This window comes from Rhodococcus sp. 27YEA15 (assembly GCF_049739425.1).
In the GTDB taxonomy this organism is placed as follows: Bacteria; Actinomycetota; Actinomycetes; order Mycobacteriales; family Mycobacteriaceae; genus Rhodococcus_F.
Genome location: NZ_JBMHHW010000001.1, coordinates 544,929 through 570,629 on the forward strand (window position 1 = coordinate 544,929; position 25,701 = coordinate 570,629).

26 protein-coding genes and 1 pseudogene are annotated in these 25,701 nt (G+C 64.2%); 14 read left to right on the forward strand and 13 right to left on the reverse strand.

The window, feature by feature from the left end; all coding sequences use genetic code 11:
• The first annotated feature begins 20 nt into the window (after positions 1–20).
• Positions 21–182 (forward strand): hypothetical protein, encoded by a 162-nt coding sequence (locus ABH922_RS02520; RefSeq protein ID WP_424805431.1) that lies wholly within the window; start codon positions 21–23, stop codon positions 180–182.
• Between the two features lie 206 nt (positions 183–388).
• On the opposite strand, the gene ABH922_RS02525 is transcribed toward ABH922_RS02520, so the two are convergent.
• Entirely contained in the window at positions 389–718 is a 330-nt protein-coding gene (locus tag ABH922_RS02525; RefSeq protein ID WP_424805432.1) for a branched-chain amino acid transporter permease, read from the reverse strand.
• Positions 711–1,367 (reverse strand): AzlC family ABC transporter permease, encoded by a 657-nt coding sequence (locus ABH922_RS02530; RefSeq protein WP_424809530.1) that lies wholly within the window; start codon positions 1,365–1,367, stop codon positions 711–713. Before ABH922_RS02530 ends, ABH922_RS02525 begins: the two co-directional genes overlap by 8 nt.
• A 160-nt stretch (positions 1,368–1,527) precedes the next feature.
• Here ABH922_RS02530 and ABH922_RS02535 point away from each other — a divergent pair, with 160 nt between their 5' ends.
• Positions 1,528–1,968 (forward strand): Lrp/AsnC family transcriptional regulator, encoded by a 441-nt coding sequence (locus ABH922_RS02535; protein ID WP_424805433.1) that lies wholly within the window; start codon positions 1,528–1,530, stop codon positions 1,966–1,968.
• Positions 1,969–2,004: 36 nt separating this feature from the next.
• On the forward strand, positions 2,005–2,430 hold the full coding sequence (locus tag ABH922_RS02540) for a VOC family protein (protein ID WP_424805434.1): 426 nt from the start codon (positions 2,005–2,007) through the stop codon (positions 2,428–2,430).
• Here the strand turns inward: ABH922_RS02540 and ABH922_RS02545 are convergent.
• Together ABH922_RS02545 and ABH922_RS02550 are read right to left on the reverse strand one after the other, a co-directional pair.
• On the reverse strand, positions 2,427–3,437 hold the full coding sequence (locus tag ABH922_RS02545) for an AraC family transcriptional regulator (protein WP_424805435.1): 1,011 nt from the start codon (positions 3,435–3,437) through the stop codon (positions 2,427–2,429). The genes ABH922_RS02540 and ABH922_RS02545 overlap by 4 nt on opposite strands.
• Positions 3,434–4,624 carry a pyridoxal phosphate-dependent aminotransferase gene (locus tag ABH922_RS02550; RefSeq protein WP_424805436.1) on the reverse strand — a complete coding sequence of 397 codons (1,191 nt, stop codon included), beginning with the start codon at positions 4,622–4,624 and terminating at the stop codon, positions 3,434–3,436. Before ABH922_RS02550 ends, ABH922_RS02545 begins: the two co-directional genes overlap by 4 nt.
• A gap of 185 nt (positions 4,625–4,809) precedes the next feature.
• Here ABH922_RS02550 and ABH922_RS02555 point away from each other — a divergent pair, with 185 nt between their 5' ends.
• From ABH922_RS02555 to ABH922_RS02585, 7 genes and pseudogenes are all read left to right on the forward strand, one after another.
• The gene (locus ABH922_RS02555; protein ID WP_424805437.1) at positions 4,810–5,217 is read left to right on the forward strand and encodes a TOBE domain-containing protein; all 408 of its coding nucleotides are present in this window, start codon (positions 4,810–4,812) and stop codon (positions 5,215–5,217) included.
• Complete coding sequence (modA, locus tag ABH922_RS02560) at positions 5,214–6,026, forward strand: molybdate ABC transporter substrate-binding protein (protein ID WP_424805438.1); 813 nt, start codon at positions 5,214–5,216, stop codon at positions 6,024–6,026. The genes ABH922_RS02555 and modA overlap by 4 nt, the downstream gene beginning before the upstream one ends.
• Entirely contained in the window at positions 6,023–6,832 is an 810-nt protein-coding gene (locus ABH922_RS02565; protein WP_424805439.1) for an ABC transporter permease, read from the forward strand. Before modA ends, ABH922_RS02565 begins: the two co-directional genes overlap by 4 nt.
• Positions 6,829–7,903: pseudogene (locus ABH922_RS02570) on the forward strand (sulfate/molybdate ABC transporter ATP-binding protein). Before ABH922_RS02565 ends, ABH922_RS02570 begins: the two are co-directional and overlap by 4 nt.
• 30 nt (positions 7,904–7,933) lie before the next feature.
• A complete protein-coding gene (locus ABH922_RS02575) occupies positions 7,934–9,649 on the forward strand; it encodes an FUSC family protein (protein WP_424805440.1) in 1,716 nt (571 codons plus the stop codon).
• Positions 9,650–9,768: 119 nt separating this feature from the next.
• Entirely contained in the window at positions 9,769–10,578 is an 810-nt protein-coding gene (locus tag ABH922_RS02580) for an ABC transporter ATP-binding protein (RefSeq protein ID WP_424805441.1), read from the forward strand.
• Positions 10,579–10,629: 51 nt separating this feature from the next.
• Positions 10,630–11,616: an LLM class F420-dependent oxidoreductase gene (locus ABH922_RS02585; protein WP_424805442.1), complete on the forward strand. Its 987-nt coding sequence runs from the start codon at positions 10,630–10,632 to the stop codon at positions 11,614–11,616.
• A 25-nt stretch (positions 11,617–11,641) separates the two neighbouring features.
• Here ABH922_RS02585 and ABH922_RS02590 read toward each other — a convergent pair whose 3' ends face one another.
• The 4 genes from ABH922_RS02590 to ABH922_RS02605 form a co-directional block, all read right to left on the reverse strand.
• On the reverse strand, positions 11,642–12,304 hold the full coding sequence (locus ABH922_RS02590; RefSeq protein WP_424805443.1) for a DUF3239 domain-containing protein: 663 nt from the start codon (positions 12,302–12,304) through the stop codon (positions 11,642–11,644).
• 81 nt (positions 12,305–12,385) lie between these two features.
• On the reverse strand, positions 12,386–14,473 hold the full coding sequence (locus ABH922_RS02595) for a peptidase (protein WP_424805444.1): 2,088 nt from the start codon (positions 14,471–14,473) through the stop codon (positions 12,386–12,388).
• 398 nt (positions 14,474–14,871) lie between these two features.
• On the reverse strand, positions 14,872–16,530 hold the full coding sequence (locus ABH922_RS02600; protein ID WP_424805445.1) for a DNA repair helicase XPB: 1,659 nt from the start codon (positions 16,528–16,530) through the stop codon (positions 14,872–14,874).
• A gap of 207 nt (positions 16,531–16,737) precedes the next feature.
• Complete coding sequence (locus ABH922_RS02605) at positions 16,738–17,379, reverse strand: TetR/AcrR family transcriptional regulator (protein WP_424805446.1); 642 nt, start codon at positions 17,377–17,379, stop codon at positions 16,738–16,740.
• A 173-nt stretch (positions 17,380–17,552) separates the two neighbouring features.
• On the opposite strand from ABH922_RS02605, the gene ABH922_RS02610 reads away from it, so the two are divergent.
• Together ABH922_RS02610 and ABH922_RS02615 are read left to right on the forward strand one after the other, a co-directional pair.
• Positions 17,553–18,473 carry a hypothetical protein gene (locus ABH922_RS02610; protein ID WP_424805447.1) on the forward strand — a complete coding sequence of 307 codons (921 nt, stop codon included), beginning with the start codon at positions 17,553–17,555 and terminating at the stop codon, positions 18,471–18,473.
• Between the two features lie 2 nt (positions 18,474–18,475).
• The gene (locus ABH922_RS02615) at positions 18,476–19,489 is read left to right on the forward strand and encodes an ABC transporter substrate-binding protein (RefSeq protein ID WP_424805448.1); all 1,014 of its coding nucleotides are present in this window, start codon (positions 18,476–18,478) and stop codon (positions 19,487–19,489) included.
• A gap of 86 nt (positions 19,490–19,575) precedes the next feature.
• Here the strand turns inward: ABH922_RS02615 and ABH922_RS02620 are convergent, their stop codons facing one another.
• Positions 19,576–19,701, reverse strand: coding sequence for a hypothetical protein (locus ABH922_RS02620; protein WP_424805449.1), 126 nt, complete (start codon positions 19,699–19,701; stop codon positions 19,576–19,578).
• Positions 19,702–20,020: 319 nt separating this feature from the next.
• On the reverse strand, positions 20,021–21,160 hold the full coding sequence (locus ABH922_RS02625) for an FAD-dependent oxidoreductase (protein WP_424805450.1): 1,140 nt from the start codon (positions 21,158–21,160) through the stop codon (positions 20,021–20,023).
• Between the two features lie 80 nt (positions 21,161–21,240).
• Between ABH922_RS02625 and ABH922_RS02630 the strand changes: the two genes are divergently transcribed.
• Positions 21,241–21,912 (forward strand): TetR/AcrR family transcriptional regulator, encoded by a 672-nt coding sequence (locus ABH922_RS02630; protein WP_424805451.1) that lies wholly within the window; start codon positions 21,241–21,243, stop codon positions 21,910–21,912.
• A 32-nt stretch (positions 21,913–21,944) separates the two neighbouring features.
• On the opposite strand, the gene ABH922_RS02635 is transcribed toward ABH922_RS02630, so the two are convergent.
• Complete coding sequence (locus ABH922_RS02635) at positions 21,945–22,373, reverse strand: HIT family protein (RefSeq protein ID WP_424809531.1); 429 nt, start codon at positions 22,371–22,373, stop codon at positions 21,945–21,947.
• A gap of 54 nt (positions 22,374–22,427) precedes the next feature.
• The gene (locus ABH922_RS02640; protein ID WP_424805452.1) at positions 22,428–24,776 is read right to left on the reverse strand and encodes a helicase-associated domain-containing protein; all 2,349 of its coding nucleotides are present in this window, start codon (positions 24,774–24,776) and stop codon (positions 22,428–22,430) included.
• 60 nt (positions 24,777–24,836) lie between these two features.
• On the opposite strand from ABH922_RS02640, the gene ABH922_RS02645 reads away from it, so the two are divergent.
• Complete coding sequence (locus ABH922_RS02645; RefSeq protein WP_424805453.1) at positions 24,837–25,025, forward strand: hypothetical protein; 189 nt, start codon at positions 24,837–24,839, stop codon at positions 25,023–25,025.
• A gap of 104 nt (positions 25,026–25,129) precedes the next feature.
• Here ABH922_RS02645 and ABH922_RS02650 read toward each other — a convergent pair whose 3' ends face one another.
• Positions 25,130–25,693, reverse strand: coding sequence for a transglycosylase family protein (locus tag ABH922_RS02650; protein ID WP_424805454.1), 564 nt, complete (start codon positions 25,691–25,693; stop codon positions 25,130–25,132).
• Positions 25,694–25,701 lie beyond the last annotated feature (8 nt).

Sequence of the window (25,701 nt, forward strand, 5' to 3'; positions counted from 1 at the left end):
TTGTTCGAACATATGTTCGTATGCGCGGTCGCTGTGACGGCGCTCACGGCGGTATCGAGTACGGCTTCGCCGTCACCGTCCTGGCAGGCAACTGCGAATCACTCCGAGGCTCGGGCGGCCGCTTCCGCGCGGACGTCTCGCACGTGCGGCGGCTGCAGGTGAACCGTCGCCCGCATCGCTAGGATTTTCGCGCCGATGGTGGACCTGCGGGTGGAGGAGGTCCACCCTCGTTCTCCCACCTGTCCAGGGCGCGTTCCTCAGGGCTCGGCGGACTCTCCCGCCGGCGCGCGTAGGTTGTCACGAATTTCAGAAAATCTGTTACTCGGCCCATAGTCGGACCCTACCCGCGAATCGGGCATTCATCACGAAATGCTGGTCGTGGGCGTTGTCAGGCGAAGACGGTATTCATCAGTGCCACGTAGGTCGCGGTCCCGAGAACGATGCTCAGGACGGCGTTTCGGCGCCACAGGTGAACTGCCACTGTGATACTCACGGCGATGAGCTCGGGAAGCCCGTGCGGGGCACTGGTTACCGATACGCCACGCAGCGAGTACATCACGAGAATTACCATGACGCCGGCCGGTAGGTACATGCCCAGGTATGCCACCAGGGCAGACGAGCGCAGGGGAGCCAGAATCGCAAAAGGTATGGTGCGCAGTGCAAAAGTGATCACTGCCATCACAGCTACCGCCGCGATCAAGTAGGACGGTTCAGGCATCGGTTCGGCGCTTTCTCGAGGTGAAGTGGTACCGGGCGACGAGAAATGCGACGAACAGTCCCATGGCGATCGGCAGCATGTGTGATGGGGCGATCGCATGCGCGACGAGGGCGCTCGTCACCGCCGTCAGTGGTACGACGAGTCCCTTCTGAGCGCGGATCGCCTCGATGGACAGAACGGTGAACAGTGCGGTCAGTGCGAAGTCGAGACCGACGATGTCATCCGGAATCCACTGTCCGGCAGTGGCTCCGATGACGGCCCCGCCGACCCAGTACGCTTGCAGGTACAGCTGTGAGTACACGATCACACGGCCGGTGAGCGCGTGTGGGTCTGCGGTGGCCGAAATGGCGTAGGCCTCATCGGTGAGGGCGAACATGCTGTAGAGGCGAGCGACTGGTCTGCGCACTTTGTGGAGTGGAAAACTCAAGGCGTAGAACACGTGTCGAAAGTTGACCAGTAGTGCGGTGAGCGCGACGTACGCCAGTGGGGTCGCTGCGACGACCAGGCCCACCGCCAGGAACTCGAGTGATCCGGCGTAGATCAGTGACGTGAACACGAGCGCCCACAGCGGATTGAGTCCTTGCTGTACGACGAGTATCCCGAGGGCGATGCCGAGCGGGATCATGCTGATGCCGATCGGGAGGGACAGTCGGAATGCGGTCTTGGCCGGTCCGCTCGGCGTGCGGTGCTCGACGGGCGCGACGTCCGTCGGGGTGGGCGAGTGGTTCACCACGCCAATCTATAATAGTTTGAGCGGAATTTTATTGCCTGCAATGTTGAGAAACAGCAGAATGCGCCATAATATACTGATGGATGCCCTCGATGACGCAATAATATTTCACCTCCGCCGGGACTCGAGTTTGACGAACACGGAGTTGGCGGATCTCGTCGGTTTGACGCCCTCTCCGTGCTTGCGTCGGGTGAAGAAGTTGGAAGCGGAGGGAGTGATCACCGGGTATCGGGCGATCGTGAGCCAAGATGCGCTCGATCGAGGGTTCCAGGTGATCGTGACGGCCGAGATCGGCGTCAACGACCAGGCGACCGTCGAGGATTTCGAGTCGAGAATCGCGGCATTCGACGAGGTGATCGAATGCCGGCGTCTCTTCGGAATCCCTGACTACTTCATTCGGGTCGCGGTCAAGGATCTCGCCACTTACGAACGTTTCATGGTCACCAAGCTCAACGGACTTCCCGCGATCTCGCGGGTGACGTCGCTGATCACGATGAAGACCATCAAGAGCGTCGACTGACTGATCGGTGTCGGTGGGTGGCGTTAACGTCGGAACATGGGATACGAATTTCAGGTAACCGTGGACTCGGCCAACCCGCACGAGCAGGCCAAGTGGTGGGCGGCGGCACTCGGATGGGAGCCCGAGCCCAGTGACGAGGACTTCATCAGAGGTCTCGTCGCTGCCGGGCGCGCCCAGGAATCCGATACCGCCGTATTCGAGGGCGTTCTGGTGTGGAAGGAAGGTGCGGCGATCCGCGATCCGGCGCACCCCGAACGCCCGCGGGTTCTGTTTCAGTACGTGGCCGAATCCAAGTCGGTGAAGAACCGGCTGCATTTCGACATCCGGGTGGGTGACGAGCGGGAAGCCGTGGCGTCCGCGCTCGAGCAGGCCGGTGCCCGGATTCTTCACCGCGGCAGGCAGGGGCCGTCGGTGTGGATCACGATGGCAGACCTGGAGGGTAACGAGTTCTGCGTCAGCTAGCGGTACGAACTCGGGGTGTCACCGGTCCACCGTTTGAACGCGCGCCGAAATGCGCTTGGTTCGGAGAATCCCAGGCGCGCAGACAGCGCCTCGACTGATTCACCCCGGCCCAGACCGGCGATCGCCACGTCGCGAAGCACTTCTTCACGCAATTGGTTCAACGAAGTACCGTCCCGACGCAGCAACCGACGCAGATGGGGAACACTGATCGAGAGCATCTCCGCGATCTCGTCGGCCGTCGACGTACGCCCCGTTATTCCGAGTTCGAGAACGCGACGTACCTGCGCGGATGCGGTGCTGTCGTAGTCGCGTTCGGACATCAGCTGGATGGGAGACTCACGCAGGTACTCCTCGAGGGTGTCCTCGGTCTGGATGATCGGCGCGCGCATCGCCGAGGTCTCGATGTCGAGGACAGCGCATTCGGATCCGAACGTGACGGGCACCCCGAAGATCTGATCGTAGTCCTGAGCCAATCTCGGATCTGGTGCAGCGTAAGGGATTTCAATTCTCAGTGGCCGGATGCGCTTGCCGATGAGCCACGCTGCGAATCGGTGCAGAAGGATCAGTACGAAATCCGTGGTGATTCGGGCCGCTACATCCGGCTCGGGAATGCCCGGACGCGTACGAACCGCGAAACTGATTCGGGTACTGAGCTCGTCGCTCGTGATCTGCAATGGTGTGAGCCCGGGCAGCGCACGGATGACATCGGCCATTCGTGCCAGGGCAGTGCCCAGATCGCGACAGTGGATCAACGTCAGACAGATCAGCCGAAACGTGCCGCGCGGGACGGGAGCGTATCCGAGGCCGAACAACTCGTCGTCGGTCAACCGCCAGGCAGTCTGGATGAAGGTCGTCATCTGGGTGGGGGTGAGGCGCGCTCGGGGATCACTCAGGATCGCGGGATCGATACCGGCGATTGCCAGTGCACTGGACAGGTCGGCGTCGTCGCGGGGAGTGAACTGCAGATACCGGTGCACGAACGCGGTGGGGATGGTCCCCGTCGTCACGGGTGCTCGTCTTCTCGAAGCCGCCTGAGGCGACGGGCGGCCTCGGCGAGGATGTGGTCCTGCTTGCAGAAGGCGAACCGTACGAGATGCTTCCACTGCTCGCGGTTGTCGGCGAACACGTCGACCGGCACGGCGGCGACACCGACCCGTTCGGGGAGGGCGCGGCAAAATTGTCCGGCGTCGCGTTCGCCGAGCGGTCTGATATCGGCAAGCAGGAAATACGTCCCACCGCCGGAGTGGACGGTGAACCCGGCGGAGTCCAATGCCTTGCTCAATACGTCTCGCTTCGCCTGGAGTCCGGCCCGCAGACCGGCTACCCAGCTCTGCTCGTTGGTCAACGCGTACGCGACGGCGGGCTGGAACGGTGCGCCGGCGACGAACGACATGAACTGCTTGGCGGCCCGCACGCCGTCGACGAGCTCACGTGGGCCTATCGCCCAGCCGATCTTCCAGCCGGTGACGTTGAAGGTCTTCGCCGCGCTCGAAACGGTGACGGTGCGTTCACGCATTCCCGGAAGCGACGCCAGTGGAGTGTGGACGAGGTCGTCGAACACCAGGTGTTCGTAGACCTCGTCGCTGAGCACCGTCAGGTCGTGCTCGCAGGCGATCTCGGCGATGGCCCTGAGTTCGGTATCGGTGAAGACGGTGCCCGTGGGGTTGTGGGGCGAATTGACCACCAACATCGTGGTTCGGGGTGTGATCGCCGCGCGCAGAGCATCGAGGTCGACAGCGAAGCCACCGTCCGACGGGACGAGTGGAACGGTGCGGCGAACCGCTCCGGCCAATGCCACCGACGCCGCGTACGAGTCGTAGTACGGCTCGATGAGCACCACCTCCTCACCCGGTTCCACCAGACCCAGGACAGCTGCGCTGATCGCCTCCGTAGCGCCGACGGTGATCAGAACCTCGGTGTCCGGATCGAACTCCATTCCGTACCGGGCTTTCCGGTCGTCGGTCACGGCGCGACGTAGCGCGGGTATCCCAGGTCCGGGTGGGTACTGGTTGACGCCTTCGGCGATCGCGCGGCGCGCAACCTCCAACATCGCCGCAGGCCCGTCGGTATCGGGGAACCCCTGGCCGAGGTTGACTGCGTCGTGGGCCGTCGCCAGCGCGGTCATCTCGGCGAAGATGGTGGACGCAAAGGGTTGCAGGCGTGAAACGGTGCGGGTACCCGTCGTCGAAGGCATTCTCGCAGTTTAGTCGGCCGCAGTGGGGTGCCCGCACCCTTGCCCGGGTGGGCCTCACATTCGTATCGACGGCACCGATAGCATATCCGGCCGAAATCCGCGAATGCGTCACTATCCGGCGTTAGAGGACGCATATGCGTTCTATTTGGGACATTTTTCTCTTACTTGCGGTTACGATTTGGCGCGTGCCGAAGATACGAATACGTGAAGCGGCCGGATTGCTCGGCGTCAGTGACGACACAGTCCGGCGATGGATCGACAGCGGCCAGTTGACGTCGGCGATCGACGACTCGGGGCGCAAGGTCATCGACGGTGCCGAGTTGGCGGAGTTCGCCAGATCGAATGCGTCGCCGGCGCCCACGGATCCGTTGACCACCGACAGTTCCGCCCGAAACAGGTTCGCCGGTCTCGTCACCAAGGTGGTCACCGACAAGGTGATGGCGCAGGTCGAAATGCAGTGTGGACCGTTCACTGTCGTGTCCTTGATGAGTTCGGAAGCCGTTCGCGAGCTCGGGCTCGAAGTCGGCAGCATTGCAGTCGCGGTGGTCAAAGCCACCACGGTCATCGTGGAAACCACAGGAGGAAAATCGTGAAACGAGTACTCGGAATCATGGCGGCGAGCGCGCTCGCGCTGGCGGTGGTGACCGGCTGCAGTTCGTCCGACGACAATACGTCCGACGGCAATACGTCCGACGCCTCTACGACGTCGAACGCGTCGGACAGTGTGAGCGGCACGCTCACGGTATTCGCCGCGGCGTCGTTGAAGAACTCGTTCACCGAACTCGGTAAGGAATTCGAGTCCGAGAACCCCGGGTCCACGGTGACCTTCAGCTTCGCCGGATCCTCGGATCTGATCGCACAGATCACCCAGGGTGCGCCGGCCGACGTGTTCGCCTCCGCCGACGCGGCGAACATGACCAAGGCGACCGACGCGTCCGTGGTGGACGGTACGCCGTCCGATTTCGCGAGCAACACGTTGACCATCGTCGTTCCACCCGGAAACCCCAAGGGGATCACGTCGTTCGCGGATCTGACCAAGGCGGGAACGCAACTGGTGATCTGTGCGCCCCAGGTTCCCTGCGGTGCCGCCACCAAGAAGGTGGAGGACTCGACCGGCGAAACCCTGGCTCCGGTCAGTGAGGAATCCTCGGTCACCGACGTGCTGAACAAGGTGACCTCGGGTCAGGCCGACGCGGGCATCGTCTACGTCACCGACGCGAAATCCGCCGGCGACAAGGTGGAGAGCATCGACTTCCCCGAAGCCGTCGCCGTCGTCAATTTGTATCAGATTGCGGTCCTGAAGGATTCGACGAACTCCACGGCGGCAGCCAAGTTCGTGGATCTGGTCAAGAGCCCCAAGGGCCTGGCCGTACTCGGTTCGGCAGGGTTCGCCGCTCCGTGACTCGATTGAAATCGGCAGTCCGGGCACCGCTCGGACTGCCGGTCTGGATCTACCTACCTGCGGTGATCGGTGGGGCATTTGTCGTCCTACCGCTGGTGGCGATGCTGGCGGCGGTGCATTGGTCTCAGTTCTGGGGGTTGGTGACCTCCGAATCATCGGTCGCCGCGCTGAAACTGAGCTTGAAGACGGCAACAGCAAGCACCGTGCTGTGCATCGTGTTCGGTGTTCCCATGGCAGCGGTGTTGGCGCGCAGTAGTTTTCGCGGGCTTTCCGTCCTGCGCTCACTGATCCTGCTGCCGTTGGTGCTGCCGCCCGTCGTCGGTGGTATCGCCCTGCTGTACACCTTCGGCCGCAAAGGGCTGATCGGTGAGCAGTTGGAAGTGTTGGGAATTCAGATCGCATTCTCCACTACCGCAGTGGTATTGGCCCAGACGTTCGTCGCACTGCCGTTCCTGGTGGTGAGCCTCGAGGGTGCGCTCCGAACAGCCGGAACACGGTACGAGGCAGTGGCAGCGACGCTCGGGGCGCGACCTACGACCGTTCTGCGCCGCGTCACCTTGCCGTTGGTGCTACCCGGCCTGATCTCGGGCGCCGTACTCGCATTCGCCCGTGCCCTCGGCGAGTTCGGTGCGACCTTGACGTTCGCGGGCAGCCTGCAGGGTGTCACTCGGACCCTACCGCTCGAGATCTACCTGCAACGTGAAACCGATCCCGATGCGGCGGTGGCACTCTCGCTCGTTCTCGTGGTTGTCGCCGTCGTCATCGTGGTGGCGGTTCGTGGGCGTGGATCGGCAGGTTCGCTGTGAGCAGTCTGCACGTCGACATCGACGTTCCCGAGCGCGACGTCACCGCCCGATTCGACGTCGCCGCCGGCGAAGTGACGGCAATCCTCGGACCCAACGGGGCAGGCAAGTCGACGGTGCTCGCTGCGATCGCCGGATTGCAGCATCCGCAGACCGGCCGGATCGAACTCGGCGGACGGATGCTCACCGACACCGACGCGGGGATCGCGCTGCCACCACATCGGCGTGGAACCGTGTTGCTGGCCCAGTCCGCCATGCTGTTCCCGCATCTCACCGCACTGGACAACGTCGCCTTCGCGCCGCGGAGCGCCGGACGCTCACGCCGGGACTCGGCAGCAGCAGCGCAGCGCTGGCTGGAATCGGTCGACGCCGGCGAATTCGCGAAACGCAAGCCGTCTCAACTTTCCGGTGGTCAGGCCCAACGAGTGGCGGTGGCACGGGCATTGGCCGCCGAACCCGAACTGCTTCTCCTCGACGAACCGATGTCAGCGCTCGACGTCGCATCCGCGCCCGCGCTGCGCTCGCTGCTGCGTCGGGTGCTCCGAACCGGGGATCGCACCGCGATCCTCGTCACCCACGACGCACTCGACGCACTCGCCCTCGCCGACACCGTTGTCGTTCTGGACGGTGGAAGGGTGGTCGAACGTGGAGACGTCCGCACGGTACTGTCACGTCCGCGCAGTGCTTTCGCCGCACGGATCGCGGGCATCAATCTCCGCATCGGAACCGTGTCGGGTGACGGCGTGCTGCGCACCCCGGAAGGGGGTGGACATTCACGGTCGGACGGAGGCAGAACTCGAGATGGGAAGCTCGGCAGTGGTCGTGTTCGAACCACGATCGGTGGCTGTCTACTCACAGGCACCGCACGGAAGTCCGCGCAACACCTTCGAGGTCACCGTTGCGGAAATCGAGAACCGTGGCGACGTGGTGCGGGTGCGCGCCGAGGACGACGGCAGTCAGCCGGGCCTGACCGCCGACATCACTGCCGGCGCGGCCGCCGAACTCGACCTCGTACCGGGAACGACGGCGGTCTTCGTCGTGAAAGCCACCGAGACGCTGCTCTATCCGCGATGATGCGCGGGGCACGATGATGCGCGGGGCACGATGACCAGCGAGAAGATCGCCGTCCCGATCCCGCGGCCCGCCCGCGCCGTACTGTTCGGACTGCCGCCGGTGGGCAACCGCCTGCCGGGTGCGATCCGAGCCGCCCTGTCGCTGGCAGTTCCCGCGACCGTCGCGACCCTCCTCGGATTCGGGCCGGTGTCGCTACTCGTGGGCCTCGGGGCGTTCGCCTCGATCTACGGCGAGGGGCGGCCGTACCGCAGCCGTTGGAAGGTGGTCGGTGCGGCCGCCGGAACGTTGACGGTGCTCTCCTGGATCGGGGCCTCGGTGGGCGAGCCGATCCACCGCGCGATAGCCGGGGGAGCGTCGTCGCTGCTCCTGGTGGTTGTCGTACTGGTCATGGCAGTGGTGGTCTCCTGCTGCGCCTTCACCGTCGACGCGTTGCGACTGGGCGCGCCAGGCTCCTTCTTCTTCCTGTTGACCACCGAGATCAGTTCGGTGATAGCCACCCCGGGCCTGCCGCCGTTGCACATCGCGCTCTGGACGGCGGTCGGTGGTCTGAGCGCCGTCGTGGTGTCCTCGGCCGGAGCGCTGAGGTCACCGCGGTCCGTCGAGAAGGCATCGGTAGCGGCAGCGTCCGACGCCGTCGAGAACTACCTTCGAGCGCTGGCAGGCGCCGAGCCGCCGGATTCGATCCGCGACGCAAGGGCGGCAGCGACATTGCGCCTGCACGATGCCTGGCAGAGTCTCTACCGCGGATCCATCGTGGGCGGCACGCATCCCTGTACGCAGCATCTCGAACTGACGCAACAACGGATGGCCCGCGCCAGGACGCACGACCCCTACCTCGACGGCGATCCCGACGCCGCGTACGACGTCGACGGCGACGGGACGCACCCGCCGCTGAAGGAACCGACCGTCGCCTACCGGTTCCTGCGCGCCTGCCACCCGTCGAGTCGCGCCACGACGACGGCGGTCAGGCTGCTGATCGCGTGTGTGGTGGCAGGTACCGTCACCATCGTGCTCGGAATCGACCGCCCGGACTGGGCGGTGATCGCAGCGGCGATGGTGCTCCATCAGGGGCCCGACCGGATCCTGGGAACCTATCGCGGAGTTCACCGGATAGGTGGGACGGTGTTGGGATTGGTGCTGCTGGCCGCGATCTACGCATGGAGTCCGACCGGGTTGTGGGGTGTGCTGGTACTTGCGCTTCTCCAGCTGGCGATCGAACTGTTCCTGGTGCGAAATTACGGGATTGCCGTCATTTTCATCACGCCTCTGGCCATCCTCCTCGGTGCGGCAGGCGGAGCGCACGGCTCGATGACACACCTGATGCTGAGCCGGCTTCTCGAGACCACCGTCGGAGTGCTGGTTGCCGTGGCAGTCCTGTGGACGGTCCGTCGACATTCACACCGGCGAGCCCTGATCTGGTCCGATGAGCGCACTCGGGAAATCCTGCAGCAACTGTTGTCGGAAATCGCTGCTCGGCAGAGTGATCGAGAAAGATCCGTCGCGCGGCTATCGCATCTGCGCCGAGATCTCGACTGGGAACTGCGGGGCGGTGTGTCGACGGGAATCGATGCCGCACACAACGAACCGGACTGGGCGGCAACCCGATGGTCGGCGCATTCGGCCCTGCACCAGTTGGGCTCCGAAGTGCTCGACCGTCTCTGGTTCGGCTACGACGTGTCGCAGTCACGACTCGACGATTGGCAAGGGCGTCTCGCCGAGTTCGACGGGCCGTTAAATGCTCGCTGAGTCTAACCGTTGACGCAGTTCGGAGGTGGCGCTTAGCTGGAATGAACTGCCAGAGTGCTTTCGATCCTGATATGGCACCGGCAGCGATGTCGACTCGCGCGACCGGTGGAGGACCGAACATGACTGCAGTACCGAAACTCAGGCTCGAACACGTTACCAAGCGGATCGAGATTGCCGGCACCGGCGACACGGTGACCGTCGTGGACGGTATCGACCTGTCGGTGGCGGCCGGTGAGTTCCTGGTGTTGGTAGGTCCGAGTGGCAGCGGTAAATCCGCCCTCCTCGAACTTCTCGCCGGAGTCAGCTCACCCACTTCGGGCCGGATACTGCTGGACGGAAAGCCAACGGTAGGGCCAGGACTCGACCGTGGCATCGTGTTCCAACATCATGCGCTCCTGCCGTGGCGGACGGCGCGACACAACATCGAGTTCGGACTGGAGACGAAGGGCGTCGGCAAACGGGAACGGCGGGCACTCACCGAGCATTACCTGGAATTGGTCGATCTGCAGGCGGATGCGGATCACTACCCTCACGAACTGTCCGACATCGTCAAACTCCGTGTGGCACTCGCCCGCAGCCTTGCCTTCGATCCCGAAGTGCTGCTCATGGACGAACCCTTCGGAGCGTTCGACAACCGCAATCGGGAGTTCATGCAGGACGAACTGCTCCGGATCCGCGAGGTCACCGGAAAGACGATCGTGTTCGCGACCTCCGACATCGGCGAGGCCGTCTACCTCGGTCAGCGCGTCGCCGTTCTCACTGCGAGGCCAGGACACGTAGCCGGGGCTATCGCCGTCGATCTCGACCGGTCGGTCGCCGACGTGCGGACCGGCGCTCGCTTCCTCGGATATCGCGATCTGATTCGGTCGCTCGTCGACGAACAGGTGGAGCGATCCAGGTTCGGTGTGGTGGCGACCGTTCGTCGGTAACAGCCCGTCCGATCGAGCGAAAGCCACGGCGTCATGGGTAGGCTCCATTCCATGCGATTCGGACTGTTCGTACCTCAAGGCTGGCGTCTCGACCTCGTCGGCATCGATCCGGCGAAGCAGTGGGAGGTGATGAAGGACTTCACATTGCGTGCCGAGGCCGCCGAATGGGAGTCGGCGTGGGTATACGACCATTTCCACACCGTCCCGGCGCCCACCGACGAAGCGACGCACGAGGCGTGGACGTTGATGGCAGCACTCGGCGCGAGCACGTCGACGATCCGCCTCGGCCAGATGTGCACGGCGATGAGTTACCGCAACCCGGCGTATCTCGCCAAGGTGGCCGCCACCACGGACCTGATCACCGGCGGCCGCATCGAAATGGGTATCGGTGGTGGCTGGTACGAGCACGAATGGCGCGCGTACGGTTACGGATTCCCGTCGGCTGGTGAGCGACTCGGCCGTCTCGACGAGGGCATCCAGATCATGAAGCAGGCCTGGACTACCGGCACGTCCACCCTGGACGGCAAGTACTACCAGGTGGACGGTGCGATCAGCCGTCCACTTCCGTTGCAGGACGGCGGTATTCCGATCTGGGTTGCCGGTGGTGGCGAAAAGGTCACGCTCAAGATCGCGGCCAAGTACGCGCAGTACACCAACTTCGACGGAACGCCCGAAGGTTTCACCGCCAAGTCGGAGATACTGAAGAAGCACTGCGATACCGTCGGCACCGACTTCGACGCCATCGTGCGTTCCGCCAACTACAACGTGGCCATCGGTTCCACGGAAGCCGAAGTGCAGCAGCAGTTGGAGAAGCTGAAAGCGCGTTTGACGCCCCTGATCGGCGAGGCCGCAGCAGATGCGTCGCTCGACGCGTACCGCGGCATGCCCGCTGTCGGGACTCCGGAGCAGATTGTCGAAAACCTGTCAGCGCTCGCGGAGAAGGGCTTGGGATATGGGATCTTCTACTTCCCCGAGGCCGCGTACGACACGTCCGGCATCGAATTGTTCGAACGGGAAGTGATCCCCGCGCTGCGCTGACCTCGTGCAGGTTCGCCCACCGAGGTCAGCGCAACGAATCAGGTAGATCAGCGGGATCGACCGGAATTCGTCGATCGGGGTGGGTGCGGGCTTTCTCGCAGTCGGCCATCTTGCTCTGCAGAAAGTTCCACTCACTCACGCTGATCGCCGCCGTCGCCCGCGCCAGGACGGCGGAGTCGCGGGTACCCCACTCGATCGGCATCGGACTGACCATCTGCCAGGTGTCGGCCTTGCTGCGCGTCGATCGATCGGAGCGCAGTGCGACCGACGGGATCCGATCGCCGACTCGCCACTTCGGGTTGAGGCGGACGTTACGGCTCACCAACGCATAGTTCGGTGTGCCCGTGGTGGATTTCCCGATGTCTATCAGCGCGGACAAGGTGGCTGCCCGCGGATGAAGTTCGGTGACGATGGCCGGTACGAGCGGACTCTTCTCGTACAGCGACTCGACGCTGCCCACCTTGCGCGGCGCCCACACCGCCACCCACAGCGAACTGACGGCGCCGACCAGCAGTACCGCGCCGAGGATGATCGACCACGCCGCATCCTTGGTGAGGAGCCATGCGCCGAGCGCGGCGAGCACGAGAGCGAAGACAACCGCCGAAATCTGTAGACGGCGCACGTCCGCGATCGTGTCGTTGACCGACCTGGCGTGTGCTTTGTCGACGGTGAACTGGAAATCGGCCACGGTGCAATCCTTCGATGCCGGCGGGTGAAACTATCGGTCGGTGGCACCGTGGGATGGATACGGTGCCACCGACCAGGGTAACTAGCTTCGTGCCCGTTCCCACATCTGCAGGTAGGCCTCGGCGCCACGACTCATGTCCTCGATGATCGTGTCGCCGTCCGCGCCCGCGACGTTACGCATGTCGGCGATCCAATCCGGGATCAACCCGTACTGTGCGACACCGTCGGTGTTGACGTCGAAGACCCGGGTGCCGGTACGTTGACGATCCATGATCGTGCCCTCGAACGTGGTGTACGGATACAGCAACGGATGGGTCTCGGCCGACTGACGTGGCGGAGCCTGGGCGCCGAAGCCGTTCGTGTCGGCGCCGTAGCCGAACCCGAAGTAGAAATCGTCACTGCGCATCGCCCTGGCCTCGCGCCACTGGTCGACGAACCCGTCGTGGCCCTTCTCGTCGCCGCCTGCACCGTCGAGTTTGCCGGCATAGAGCGCGACGAACCCGCCCAGCGCGTAGATACGTTTGTACATCGCCGTGTCACTCCAGCTGTGGCTGGAGACGACACCCGAGTAACCCGCGGCCTCGAGGATGTCGAGCGTGGCTTCGGCGGTCTTGACGCCCATGTGATCGATGTCGACGATCATGCCCCGAGCCATCAAACCGCGAACGGTGTACTCACCCAGATCCGTCAAACCCCGTGAATTGCATTTCCAGTCGGGCGGATACACCGCAATCGTGGCGCCGGGCGGAAGGAGTCCGATCAGAGCGTCGGCGCCCTCCACCGTGGTGGGCAGCGGATGGTCCTCGGCCACCCCGGCGCACGGCTCGGCCCGCCAGAAGTCGCCCGTCGCCAGGTAGTTTCCGACGTTGACCGCCACCCCGGTGATGCCGATGTCGAAACGCACGCCGCCCAGGGCATTGTCGAACTTGTGAGTGACGATCATCTGCCGGACCCCGAGGGCCTGAAGTTCGTCCAGGCCGCGGTCGATGTCCTCCTTCGTGCACTGCGGGACGCCCGATCGGAGAGAGCAACCGAACGGCTCGGAGATCTCGACGCCCAGGGTGACGGCCAACTTGCCGTCTGCCGCAATCCGACGTACTTCTTCGGGAGATCGGGCGATGCGGAACCAGCCCTTGCCCGGCCCGCCGTACTGGGCGTCGATGTAGTCCTGAAGTTGGCGAGTCTGTTCGGCCTGGATACGGATGGTCGCCATCTCGTCACACGGATTTCGTGTACTGGGATACACCTCGCAGAGCACCCGATTGGCGACCAGTAGGTTGGTGAAGATGCGCAGGCCACCGCGCCAGGCTCGCTCCACCCACTTGAAATACGTCTGTTCGTGCGTCAACGAATCCTGAGCCGGCCAATCGGCGAAACTCGGCCACCCGGTGGTGTCGTGTTCTTTGAACGGGTTACCGTACGAGACCACGTTTTCCAGGACCGCAGGTAGCCCGTTCGGTTGGTGGTCCGGGCAGTCGACCAGAGCCGCAGCGATGCCTTGCGGATCGAAAGGCCGCCCGCAGTGGATGTTTCCGCCCAGGAACTCCGAGGCATTCACGTGCACGTGGGTGTCGATGAACCCGCGCACTTCACCATTCGGGCCGAGACCGGACACCGGGCCGGTGGCGTTCACTTCGGATTCGGGGAAATCGGCGCAGCCGCTGCGCTCGACCAACGTGAAAGCGCCGGAATCCGGAACCACGCCGGGCTCGGACATCACCAGCTCTGCGCCGCGAGTCACCAGTTGGCGACCGTTCGAGGTGGCAGTCAGAACCAACGCGGTGCCGGTCGACATCACCGTCCAGTCGGTGACCGCAGTAGCGGCGGCCGTTGCAGTCACCGCGCCGGCGCCGTCGTGCGCCAACATCGTGGTGTCGGTACCGAAGAACATGAACCGGCCGAGCGCCGCAGCATGCAGTCGGAACGGTTCGGCGTCGCCGGCCGTCGCACCGTCCGCACGATAACCCGAGCCGGAGCGTCGAACGAACTCCCCGGATGCGGCCTGGACGCCGTAACAGCCGTTGGCCAGCTCGTATACACCTGCTTCGTCGGGAACCGGCACCGTCGTCGGTGTCGCGTCACTGATGCCCGTCGTGAGTACGACGGCTGCAACCGTCGACAGAGCCACGATTGCGGCCGGACTGCGCCGTGGGCGTGAGACTGAGCGCATGGCCTTGGACTCCCCGCGAATGGTGCGACGGATCTAGCTCGGACTACATGGGTGGGGACACCATACCGATCAACGGATGATTGCTCAGCAGAATTGCTGCGCCGAACGAGGGGCAGTGGGATCGTGTTCGGAGAGTCGACGTCTGCGAAACGGTCTGATGTAGGTTGGTCTCTTCGTTCGATGTGGCGACGGAAGCATCGAACACGCCGGTATCGCGTCACTGCCGATCGCGATCCCGGTCGTGGCCCGATCTCTTCGCATCGTCGCCGATGTCCGGTCCACTCGAAGGCCTTCGAAAGTGGCCGGCGAACAACAATGCCGCCGAGACGGCCACCTCGTCGGTCGGCTTCGTCATCCTCGGCAAGGGCATCGCGGCCCTCTGATCCGATCTGCTCGGGTCAGCCGATGGCGGGTCCGAGTAGATCGTCGGCGTCGGTGATCCGGTAGGCGTATCCCTGCTCGGCGAGGAAACGCTGACGGTGCGCCGCGTACTCCGCATCGAGGGTGTCGCGGGAAACCACCGAGTAGAAGTGCGCCTGCCCGCCGTCGTGCTTGGGTCGCAAGAGGCGTCCGAGCCGCTGCGCTTCCTCCTGACGAGATCCGAATGTTCCCGAAACCTGCACCGCTACAGAGGCTTCCGGAAGGTCGATGGAGAAGTTTGCGACCTTGCTGACCACCAGTGTGGCGATCTCGCCGTTGCGGAACCGATCGAAGAGGATTTCACGTTCCTTGTTCTTCGTCGAACCCTTGATGACGGGTGCGTCCAGAGCTTGACCCAACTCGTCGAGCTGATCGAGATAGGCCCCGATCACCAGGGTCGGCGCATCCGGGTGTTTGGCCAGAATCGACTTCACCACAGCAATTTTGGTGTGCGCGGTCGAGCAGAGTTTGTACCGCTCTTCCGGTTCCGCCACGGCGTACGCCATCCGCTCGGCATCGGTCATGGTTACCCGCACCTCGACGCAGTCGGCCGGCGCGATCCAGCCCTGAGCCTCGATGTCCTTCCACGGCGCATCGTAACGCTTCGGGCCGATCAGGGAGAACACATCTCCTTCACGACCGTCTTCGCGCACCAACGTCGCGGTCAATCCGAGCCGGCGACGTGACTGCAGATCCGCCGTCATCCGGAACACCGGAGCGGGCAACAGGTGTACCTCGTCGTAGATCACCAAACCCCAGTCGCGCGAATCGAACAGCTCGAGATGCTTGTACTCGCCCTTGGTCCGTCGAGTGATCACCTGGTACGTGGCGATGGTGACCGGCCGAATTTCCTTGCGCTCACCCGAATACTCACCGATTTCCTCTTCGGTGAGCGACGTGCGGGCGATCAGTTCACGCTTCCACTGCCGACCGGCAACGGTGTTGGTGACCAGAATCAGCGTCGTCGCCTTCGCCTTTGCCATGGCAGCCGCGCCTACCATCGTCTTGCCCGCGCCGCACGGTAGGACGACGACGCCGGAGCCGCCGGCCCAGAAGGAATCGGCCGCCATCTGCTGGTAGTCGCGCAGCTCCCAGTGACCTTCCTCGAAGGCGAGGTCGATGGGGTGAGCTTCACCGTCGACGTAGCCGGCGAGATCCTCCGCAGGCCAGCCGACCTTGAGCAGCATCTGCTTGAGACGTCCACGCTCGCTCGGATGGACGATGACGGTGTCCTCGTCGACCTTCTCGCCGAGCATGGGAGAAATTTTCTTGTGGCGCATCACCTCGGTGAGCACCGCGCGGTCCAAACTCACCAGAACCAGTCCGTGTACCGGACTCTTGACCAGTTGTAGCCGGCCGTAGCGGGCCATCGTGTCGACGATGTCGACCAACAGCGGTTGCGGCACCGCGAAGCGGGAGAACGAGACCAAGGCGTCGACCACCTGCTCGGCATCGTGCCCGGCTGCGCGGGCGTTCCAGAGCGCGAGCGGGGTGATGCGGTAGGTGTGAACGTGCTCCGGAGCCCGCTCCAACTCGGCGAACGGGGCGATGGCCTGCCTGGCATCGCCGGCACGTTCGTGGTCGACCTCCAACAGCAGTGTCTTGTCGGATTGGACGATCAACGGTCCGTCGGTCACGGAATCCTCCTTGTGAAGCAGACACGGCAGCCATGGAGCGCTGCGAGGTGACGTCGGCCGGCGCCAACCCTGTCATTGTCCCGGTAGGGGAGCTCGAGCGCCAAGTGGCGTCGGTGACGCGGGTCGGCGCAACAGTGCCCGAACCTCGGACACCACCACGTCAACAGGTCCGGACCTGCCGCTATTCCTGATCGTCTGCCAGGTTCGTCAGTCGATCTCGTTCACCGACGACCAGGGGGCGTCGGGGACAGGTATGACGTCCGGAACGGATCCCGCCGCGATGAGTGTGTCGGCCCCACGGAAAAACGCGTCCAGTGTCCACGTCCACACGTCGCCACGCTGGGTGCTCGCCTGCGGGTGCACCTGAGCAGTCGGCGACTCGCTGTCAGGTGCGCGCATCGCGGCGGCGATAACCAAGGTGCGAGACCCCAGCATGTACGCCGTCGCCCGGTCCAGCCGCTCATCCCGGTCGATGAGTTCGGCCATGATCCGATCGAACCGGTCCAGAGTGGCGGGCTCGTACGGGCCGAAGAGAACGTAGTCCCTCAGGCCAGGTTGCTCACCGAGCAAGCGGGCGAACCGAGCAGCGACCAGTCGAAGGTATTCCGTCCAGTCGGTGCCGCTACCCCCGTGAACGTCCAGCCGAGCGAAAACCCGGTCGCACGCGAGGCTGTACAGGCGCGAACTCGACTCGACGTGATGCCGGATCGTCGCAGTGGACACACCCAGCCGCTTCGCGACGGCCGCTCGGGTCAGTTGTTTCAGACCTACCGCTTCGGCAGCGGTGAGGATGTCCTCGACGGACGTCTGTGGCGGTCTGCCGGGGCCGCGAGTATGTCTACCGTCCACAGCCAGTCACTCTACCTCGACGGAATCAGCATCGATCCACCTGCGTAGATGCCCGTGATTGCGCACCTACCAGGCAATTCTTACCCCTTTGTGGCTGCTGTCGATAATTATTGCCTATGAGGTAATAATTAGTTAGGGTGTGCTCACTCAATGAAGTCGGAGGTAATTGCGAGATGAATGCGTCAGTAGCGAACGCGGGCCCGGTGTTACCGCCGGGGATGGTCATGACCGTTGCGGCGGTCACCGGACTCGAACGCGACGGATCCGGCTTCGTTCACGTCCGCCTCGAAGCCGATGCCTTCGCGCACGCGCAACCGAGCGGCGCGGCACCCGTCTTCAAACTGTTCATTCCACAGGAGAAGGGCGCGCATCCGCCACTGCCCTCGTTCGACGCAAAATATCTACCCAGTTGGGGCGATCAGAAGCCGCCGACGGTCCGCTCGTACACCGCCGTCGGATTCACTCCCGGCAGCACGGTGGTCGCGTTCACGGCAGTGGACAGGGGAGCAGAGCACTGGTGGCTCGATCGATGTGCGGTAGGGGACCAACTCGGTTTCATCGGCTTCAGACACGAGGTGGTTGTGCCACCCTCGGTGTCGACCGTTGTTGCCGTAGGCGATGTCTCGGCATTCGGAGCTGTCGCGGCATTGAGCAGGCAGGATCGCGATGACGTGAACGTGCATGCTGTTCTGCCGACCGGGTCGCAGTGGCCGGAGGGGCTTTCGATGCAGCGTCCCCAGCGGGTGTCGACAGTGGCAGCCGGGTCGACCGGATTCCCGCGGGGCAGCTGGGCCGATATTTCTGGCACCGCCGCCGTGACGGAATCCGATTGCGTGCTCTGGCTCGGCGGTGAACTCGCCGCCGTCGCAGCACTCCACGCGGATGCCGTTGCCGCAGGCCTGGACCCGTCGCGCATCTTCACGCAGCCGTACTGGCGCAAAGGGCGAACCCGAGACGAGTTCGACGGTGAGATGTCGATCCTCTACCAGGGCGCCTTGGCTGCAGGCGAGGACATCAGCGATCGGGTCACCGCCACCCGCATCGAACTGTCCGCCGCGCTCTGCACCTCGAATACCGAAGAAGGACAATACTGAACATGGCTACAACCATCGGAGCCGCATGCCGGCGCGGTGCGGCGAGTGCGATCGCGGCACTTGCCGTCGTGGCAGGTCTCACGGCGTGCAGCACTTCGAATCAGACCGAATCCGAACCTGCGTCCGGGCCGGGAACAGGCTTTCCCGTCACCGTCGATCACGGGCAAGGGAGTGCCGACATCGCCTCGACGCCGCAGCGCGTGGTGACATTGGGCTGGACCGACGCTCAGATCGCCAACGCCCTTGGGGCCCCCATCGTCGCGTCCGTCAGGAACCCCGCATCCGTCGACGGGAATTGGCCCGGAATGAAATCCCCGCTGCCTGAGGAAGTTCTGGCATTGGACTCGGTCACGCCGAACGTGGAGAAGATCGCCTCCTACCGGCCGGACCTCATCTTGATGACGTCCGCACAGCCGTCGTTCTCCGAGATCTACGACAAGCTCAGCAACATCGCCCCGACGATTTCCTACCGCACCGCCCTGCTCCAAGACGACGGAGATGATCTCACCACGATGATCGGTGCGGCATTGGGGAAAAGCGACGAGGCCCGGCAACTGATCACGTCCTCCGACAAGGCAATCGGCGACTTCGCCGCAAGTCTGCCGGGGCTGCAGGGCGCGCGAGCGGTATTCGGGCAGAACTATCAGGGCTCGACCGGCGTCATCACCGCGCGGACCGCTCCCGTCGTCAGATTCCTCGAACGCCTCGGGCTGACAGCTCCGGACGAGTTGGTGAAACTCGCCGAGTCCAATGCCCTCGGGACCGCGCAACTGGCTGACGAAAATCTCGGACTCCTGGACACCGCCGACATCGCATTCGTCAATACACCTGGTGGACAAGACGAATTTGCGGCACTACCGATCGTGCAAAGCCTCACGCTCACCACAACCGGAAACATCCACTACACCGGCAATGACGTGGCGAGTTTGATGCTCACGCCGAATCCTGCCGTGACCACAGTGCTTCTCGACCAACTCGGCGGACCGCTGACCGAATTTGCGACACGGCGAGACTAAACGCGGAGCTCTCGTCCTTCAGCGCACCTGCGAAGGACGAGAGCGCGATCAACCTACTGCAACAGAAGATTCGACCCTGCCGTCGCTCAGCTCCGCTTCCGCTTGCGGATCAACTCCGATGAATCCGAGACCTTCGCGCGCTTCTCTGCGCGCCGCTCTTTGATCGACTGGGCAGGTTTCTTCATCGTTTTCCCCGGCGCTTTGTCAGCCATTGTCGCTCCCTTTTTCCCGAAGTGGCAATCACGAACTGACCTCGACCATACGTCATTTGTAAAATAAAGCCAGCCCGTACTTTTCGCGCTCGTGAAGTAGTGGCCGGATCGCCGAATTCGCGGCGCGATTTTTCGGTGCTTGTCACCGACGCGTTCGCCGATCATCGGCGTTCGCCGAGCGCAGGCGGACTCGATGTCCACCTGGATCTCGGCGACGATCGCGCCGGTTCACACACTGTTGTGTTCTCTTCGGTGGCGTCGATCGCCGCATTCGCATCGCCTGCGCGGGCCGGACCTCTCGGCCGTTCGGGCCGGAAGGTCAGACGGATTCGGCCGTGACGGTGCCGGTGAAGAAATCGACGAGTGAGTGCGGTGCGTTGTCGCCGAGGCAGAGATCGAGAATGACGTGGCTGTCGGCGGCTTCGGCCTGGCTGCGGGGAAACAGGGCCTGCTCGTATGTGGCAAGGGCTGTTTCGATGTCGTCGGGGTGCGCGGCGATGGCCTTGCCGAGTTCGAAGCCGTCGAACATCGCCAGGTTCGCGCCCTCACCGGACGGCACCATCAGGTGTCCGGCATCGCCGACGAGCGTCACTCCGGGGACGCGGTCCCATCGGTGGTCGTCGGGAAGTGCGTAGATCATGCGCGGTATCGGGGCGGACTCGCCCTCGGTGATCAGAGCGGTGAGTTCCGGCGCCCACCCGTCGAACTCGGCGGCCACGCGTGCGGTCGCGACAGCAGCATCGGTGAAGTCGATGCTCGCAATCCAGTCGGTGGAACGGTTCAGTTCGACATAGGTGTGAATGATGTCGCCGGCCTCGCGGTGTGCGGCGATCCCCTTTCCGGGGTCGAGTGCGTACATCGTGCCTGCTCCGACTGCTTCGGCTGTGGCAGTATGCTTTTCGTCGACGTCATACAGGTACGTCTCGACGTACACGGTGCCGATGTACTCCGGTGTGGCGGCGGAGAGCAGGGGTCTGATTCTCGACCATGCGCCGTCGGCGCCGACGAGGACGCCGGTGCTCACGGTCGATCCGTTGTCGAAGGTGATCTCGTGTCGACCCTCGCCCGACGATGCAACGCCGACAACTTTGTGTCCCCACCGGATCGCGTCGTCGGGCAACGACTCGATCAGGATCCGGCGTAAGTCGCCGCGCAGTACCTCGGGACGTCGATCGGTGCCGTCGTCGGGTTCGTCGAGCAGCACGCTCCCGTGCCGGTCGACGATGCGCGAAGCGGCGCCACCCTCGTGAATGATCGCGCGGAACTCGTCGACGAGGCCGGCCGCTTCGAGCGCGAGCTGCCCGTTGTTCTCGTGGATGTCGAGTTGTCCACCCTGGGTGCGGGCCTGCGCCGAGGGTTCGGCCTCGTAGATCGTTGCGGTTATGCCGTTGACGTGCAGGACGCGGGCGAGGGTGAGGCCGCCGAGACCGGCACCGATGATCGTGACCGATGTACTCATGATGGTTCCCCTTCAATTGATGGAACGTTGTTCCAGTGCCCATCTTGGAACGACGTTCCAGGTCTGTCAAGATGGTTCGTATGACGAGCAGGCATCAGCGGGTCGAACGGCGGACGGACGCGCTCTCGAAGCAGCGGATAGTCGAGGCGGCGGTCGAGATCCTGGACAACCAAGGCGAGAGTGCGCTGACCTTCCGTGCGCTCTCGGCTCGGCTGGCCACCGGAAGCGGAGCGATCTACTGGCATGTGGCGAACAAGGACGAACTCCTCGCCGCGACCACCGAGTCCGTCATCGCCGCCGTCGTGATCGGCGCGGCATCGGGGTCGACGCCGCTGCAGACGATCCGTAGCGCGGCACTAGGGGTGTTCGATGCAATCGACGCGCACCCGTGGGTGGGCACCCAACTCGCCCGCGAACCGTGGCAACCTGCAGTCACGCAGATCTTCGAGATCTTCGGTGGGCAACTGACGGCGCTCGCAGTTCCCGAGGCAGCGCAGTTCAACTCCGCATCCGCGTTGCTCAACTACGTTCTCGGGCTCGCGGGACAGTATGCAGCCGGCGCCCGTCTCCTACCCCGTGGGACGGACCGATCGGCATTTCTCACCACCATCACCGACCGCTGGACGCAACTGGACCCCGCACAATTTCCGTTCGTGCACAAAGTGGCCTCGCAGGTACCCGAGCACGATGACCGTGACCAGTTCCTGGCAGGTATCGACCTCGTCCTCGCCGGGATCACGGCCATTCGATAGGCGCAGCGCACCCGGGCCGGTAGAACGAGGAATTATCGCAGCGCTGCACCGAGGATCGCACCGATGCGCGTGATCTCGTCCGCGTCGCCTCGGATACCCGGCCGCCACGGCAGGACGAGTGAATCCTTCGAGGTGTCGACGTAACGCGGGACCACGTGGAGATGGAAATGGAACACCGTCTGCCACGCATCCGCTCCGCAGCAGTTGAGGAGGTTGACTCCGTCGGCGCCGAGTACGTCGACAACGGCTCTGGCCACCCGCTGCGCGGACAGTGTCACCGCAGTCAAGTCCTCGGCCGAAATCTCGAGAAGATCTCGGCTGTGGCGTTTGGGAACGACCAGAAGGTGACCGTCGGTTCCGGGATGAATATCCATGAACGCCAAGGTGGTTTCGTTCTCGGCCACCTTGGTCGCCGGAACGCTACCGTTGACGATCCCACAGAACAAGCACTCGTCGCTGATCACCCCCGAACTGTATCGCCTCAGTTTCGTCCGGGCGACGACAACTCTGCTCTGTCAACCGTTTTTCGACGGCTGAGAGTGTTTTGTCCCGCTGTCCACCGGGGTCACCGACGTGATGCGGTGCAGAGTGAAACCGCGAACCGCCCCGTTTGCCGGGTCGAAGGCGTCCAACTGACCGCCGCCGACGCTGACCGGATCGACAATTCGATTGGTCGCCACACCCTGGGCGTCGACGTAACCGATGTTCACGCTCGTGTGGTCTCTGGCGGCAGCGGCAAGCAAGGCGATGGTCGCCGCATTCGACTCGCGGGACCCGTCGGCGCGCACTCCACCGTTTCCGGGCCTCGCCGCCCGATCACCGGCGCGCATGGTGCGCACCAGCGCGGCGAGCTGGTCGACCGACGGACTCGCGGGCGTTCTCGACACCGGTCGCGAACGGCGGTTCGGAACCCGGGCGCCGCGAGGGCGCAGGTCCACCAAGGTTCCGGACGAATCCTCACCGGCCGGCGCGAACCCGGCAGCGCGTAGCTCGGCCAGGACTTCACGCAACGGCGCCTGCGACACCGCGACGGTCGGTGCCAACGCCCGCAATGCCAATGTCTCGGCCACCGCCGACGCCAGAACTTCCGACAACAGCGACACGTCCTCGCACCGGATGAACGACGCTGCAACACCGGCACGCAACCGGCCGTGTCGCCGGGCGACGTCGTCGACCAGATACGTCAGCGACTGGGGGACCGGCGTCTTGGATTTCGTGGTGAACATGGTGTGCAACTCGGTGGCGGTGAGTCCGGCGTCGAGCGCGCGGCGCACACTGTCCTCGCTGATCCGGTACATCGATGCCGCACCGGCGGATTCGATGTCCGCGACCAACGACACCTGCTCGAGGAGTTCCGGCACGAGCGGCCCCGGAGCTACCAGCGTCAGGTCCGCCTGGACGAGGATGTAGTCGACGGGTTGCGGTAGAGCCGAATGCATTTCGGCTTCGGCGTCGCCACCGTGCAACAGTGCGCGGCCGGCTGAACTGAGGGCGCCCCGAGCCATCAGCCCGAGCGCGGCGGCCTCGTCGGTCGTTCGTTCGATCGCGAACGTGCGCAAGCGACCACTGAGCCGAGGTCGACGCCACGCCAGGAGCCGACTCACCTCGGCCGGGGTCGCTGTCCGGCCGCTGTCGAGCTCGGCGGACAACTCGAGGATCGCGCGCCGATCACGCGGGGCGGCCGGAGCCCTGCCTTCTTCCGAGAGCGCCGCGATCGGCTTGTCTGCGGCGTCGCGAAGTCCGATCATCCACGGCACCCGTGGCACGTCGAGCCATGCCGACGCCAAAGTCTCCCACCGCCTCGCGGTCGACGCGGTCAGCCAGCCGTCCGCCGCCACCGTCGGAGTCCAGTAGTCGTCCGCGGTGTCCGAGGTGGGTGCGGGATCAGGTGTGCCCGCAGCGATGAGACCGGCCGCCGAAAGAAGTTCGACCACCAAACTCACCCGTGCTTCGTCGAGCTCGGCGGATTTCGACACGCGTCGCAGTTCGCGAACGCCGAGTCCGCCGGCACGCAACGCCGGCGCCGGTGCGGAGCCGAGCACCGCGATCACCTTCTCGCAGTCCCGCACGACTTCCAAGGCCTCACCTGCTGCCGCCGAATTCACGTCCGCCGGAGTGAGTTTGTCGCCGCCGATCGTCGGTGCCGTGAGCGTGGTGGGATCGAAGACCGGTTCCCCGCGGATCACCTGGCGAACCGTTGCCGGAAGTTCCACGGTCTGCTCGTCCAGCCAGCGCAACAGTCCGGCCGCCAACAACCGCTGCACCGGCCGGTCGGAGGGCGTACCCGCAGCGGCATCCCGGGTTCGGCCGATCGGACTCGAATTCGCCAGCGTCTCGAGCAGGTCTCGTTCGCGTTGATCGAGAGCGGCGAGGGCTGCGGCGATTTCGGACTCGGTCATCAGTTCCGCCGGTTCCAAGGCCCGTCCGACGCGCCACGGGATGGTTCCGATCGCCGCTGCAGACACGCCGATCGGGTCGGTACCCCAGATCAGCGCGGACCGCCGCATCTTTGCCAGCGACGCGTCGACGGCTTTCTTGGTGACCTTGCCCTTGCCGGTTCGAGCCCGCGCCGCGAGGGCGGCGTCGAAATCCGCACGCGAGACCGGTCTCTCGTCTGCGCCGCTGACGGCCAGCAACTCGAGCATTCCGAAGTCGAGCGTGTCGAGCTCGTCGGCGGCACGAGAAACCGACGCTCGTTGCTGGGCGCGGCCGCCGAGTACGACCATCGTGCTCGGCGGTGGCACGGCCAGATCGGGACGTAAGCGCATCAGCTCGGTCAACTCGGCGTCGGAGCGCGCCGAGAGCCATCCGGTCAAGGATTCGGCCACGGAATTGTCCGTCGTGTTCTCGCGTGTGTCGGTCATCAAGTATCAGATTAGAGACCTGGTCTGTACTGCGTGACGGGGTGCTGTCAAAATAGCCTCGTGGCTAACAATTCGAAGAAGCACTATGTAGATCCAGGATGGCCGGAAACTGCAGACGGAGATCACGCAGTGACCGAATTGTCATCGACTCGTGCCGGTGGTCTCTCGCCGTTCGGCGAAGACACCACCTTTCCGTTGCCGGTGGAGTCACTTCCCTACGCACATCCGCATACGGTGATCAACCGCTGACCGGCACCACTCGACGAAGTAAGGCCCGTACCGAAAATTCGGTACGGGCCTTACTTCTGCGATCTCTACGTTCGAGCGGAACGCACGCAAGGGGTGTGCTGGTGTTACTTGAGCAGAGCCTTCGCGGTGTCCACGAGGCCCAGGCTCTGTGAATCGAGTTCGATGCCGTTGGCCTTCGCGAATGCCAGCGCCTGATCGATCGCGTCGACAACGGGGTTGCTGATGGTCTGGGCGACCTGCACCGTCGGAGCGGTCTGCGGCTTCGGTGCGCTTGTCGCCGGAGCGCTGCGCTGAGTTGCTGCACTGTTCAAGCCGAGGCTCGACGAGCAGGAGGGCCATGCGCCCCAGCCTTGGTTGGCGAGAACGCGCTCGGCAACGACGATCTGCTGCTCACGAGTGGCCTGATTTGCGCTGGCTGCGTATTGTCCGCCGCCATGAGCGTTCCAGGTGCTCGGCGAGAACTGCAGTCCGCCCTGGTACCCGTTGCCGGTGTTGATGGCCCAGTTGCCACCTGCCTCGCATTGCGCGAGACGATCCCAGTCGGAATCGGGTGCAGCGTTGGCAGTACCGGTGGCTGCGATTCCGGCGACACCGATGACGGCGCCGGCTACGGCGACCTTGGCGACGGTGCGGCCGGTGGTGGTGGGCTTACGATGACGTCCGCTCATTGGGGTAG

Excerpts from the sequence above, each read along its gene's own strand:
- ABH922_RS02550 (WP_424805436.1), bottom strand. The coding sequence starts at position 4,624 with ATGCCTTCGACGACGGGTACCCGCACCGTTTCACGCCTGCAACCCTTT.
- ABH922_RS02615 (WP_424805448.1), top strand. The coding sequence starts at position 18,476 with ATGGCTACAACCATCGGAGCCGCATGCCGGCGCGGTGCGGCGAGTGCG.
- ABH922_RS02575 (WP_424805440.1), top strand. The coding sequence starts at position 7,934 with ATGACCAGCGAGAAGATCGCCGTCCCGATCCCGCGGCCCGCCCGCGCC.
- ABH922_RS02595 (WP_424805444.1), bottom strand. The coding sequence starts at position 14,473 with ATGCGCTCAGTCTCACGCCCACGGCGCAGTCCGGCCGCAATCGTGGCT.
- ABH922_RS02610 (WP_424805447.1), top strand. The coding sequence starts at position 17,553 with ATGAATGCGTCAGTAGCGAACGCGGGCCCGGTGTTACCGCCGGGGATG.
- ABH922_RS02540 (WP_424805434.1), top strand. The coding sequence starts at position 2,005 with ATGGGATACGAATTTCAGGTAACCGTGGACTCGGCCAACCCGCACGAG.
- ABH922_RS02520 (WP_424805431.1), top strand. The coding sequence starts at position 21 with ATGCGCGGTCGCTGTGACGGCGCTCACGGCGGTATCGAGTACGGCTTC.
- ABH922_RS02580 (WP_424805441.1), top strand. The coding sequence starts at position 9,769 with ATGACTGCAGTACCGAAACTCAGGCTCGAACACGTTACCAAGCGGATC.
- ABH922_RS02525 (WP_424805432.1), bottom strand. The coding sequence starts at position 718 with ATGCCTGAACCGTCCTACTTGATCGCGGCGGTAGCTGTGATGGCAGTG.
- ABH922_RS02535 (WP_424805433.1), top strand. The coding sequence starts at position 1,528 with ATGGATGCCCTCGATGACGCAATAATATTTCACCTCCGCCGGGACTCG.
- ABH922_RS02620 (WP_424805449.1), bottom strand. The coding sequence starts at position 19,701 with ATGGCTGACAAAGCGCCGGGGAAAACGATGAAGAAACCTGCCCAGTCG.
- ABH922_RS02650 (WP_424805454.1), bottom strand. The coding sequence starts at position 25,693 with ATGAGCGGACGTCATCGTAAGCCCACCACCACCGGCCGCACCGTCGCC.
- ABH922_RS02585 (WP_424805442.1), top strand. The coding sequence starts at position 10,630 with ATGCGATTCGGACTGTTCGTACCTCAAGGCTGGCGTCTCGACCTCGTC.
- ABH922_RS02630 (WP_424805451.1), top strand. The coding sequence starts at position 21,241 with ATGACGAGCAGGCATCAGCGGGTCGAACGGCGGACGGACGCGCTCTCG.
- ABH922_RS02640 (WP_424805452.1), bottom strand. The coding sequence starts at position 24,776 with ATGACCGACACACGCGAGAACACGACGGACAATTCCGTGGCCGAATCC.
- ABH922_RS02625 (WP_424805450.1), bottom strand. The coding sequence starts at position 21,160 with ATGAGTACATCGGTCACGATCATCGGTGCCGGTCTCGGCGGCCTCACC.